The sequence below is a fragment of the Aerococcus sp. L_32 genome (assembly GCF_050689315.1).
Genome location: NZ_JBOEQF010000816.1, coordinates 1 through 826, shown reverse-complemented (window position 1 = coordinate 826; position 826 = coordinate 1). Strand labels below are relative to the sequence as shown.

At 39.0% G+C, this 826-nt stretch carries 1 protein-coding gene; it reads right to left on the bottom strand.

Annotated features, from left to right (window positions below):
- Window positions 1–64 precede the first annotated feature (64 nt).
- Window positions 65–826: hypothetical protein (locus tag ACRCJ0_RS16670; protein WP_431391276.1), on the bottom strand; the 762-nt coding region annotated here is incomplete at its 5' end.

The window sequence follows — 826 nt, the reverse complement described above, 5'->3', positions numbered from 1 at the left end:
AAAAAAAAAAAGACGAGTCCCGCTACTGAATTGTAATTGGTCTCGTCTCTGTAATTTTTATGGCTTAATGATGGTGGTGGTCATGATCGTGGTCAAATTCTTCCATCAATAAATCAGGATGGTCAGCTTCTAGTTGGTCTAAAACTGCCGTCACTTGCGGATCAACGTTGCCTAAAATATCTTCATAAATGGCTAAATATTCATAGGCCGCTTCATATTGGTCGTGCTCATTAAAGCGGAATGCGGCTTCTTTTAAAGCTGTTAACATATCCACTGATGGGTAGTCGTTTAATCCCAGATCATCAAGGAAGGCTTCTTGTTCCTTACCTTCAAGGATTGCTGGCCACTCGCGGTCTAATTCTTCTAAGACCTCCAAACCTGCTCTGGCATTGTCATTTTCATTCCACATAAGGGAAATATGGTATAACGTATAAGCTTTTTCAAAGTCTTCTTTACGGTAGTAGAAGTCCCCGATTAAAGCAAAACCATAAGCTAGGTCCTCTACTCTAAGTGAGTAACTCAAGCCATTAAGAATGGTTGGGTAAGACATCCCATACTGTTCCATTTCTTGATATAGTTCCGCTAAGGCGTAGATGGTATCTACATCATATGGATTCCATAATAAGGCTTGTTGGTATGAGTCAATCGCTTCACGCCATTCATTCGCTTTAATTTGCACTTTGGCATACTCCACGTACATACCCGCATAATCGCGCGTAGTTGGTGATAATTCTAAACCTGTATCATTGTTATAGATAAATTGGAAAAGGTCTAGTTCATCATAAATACTTAAATTTTTAATATTTTTCTTTGGTGTGAATCGGTT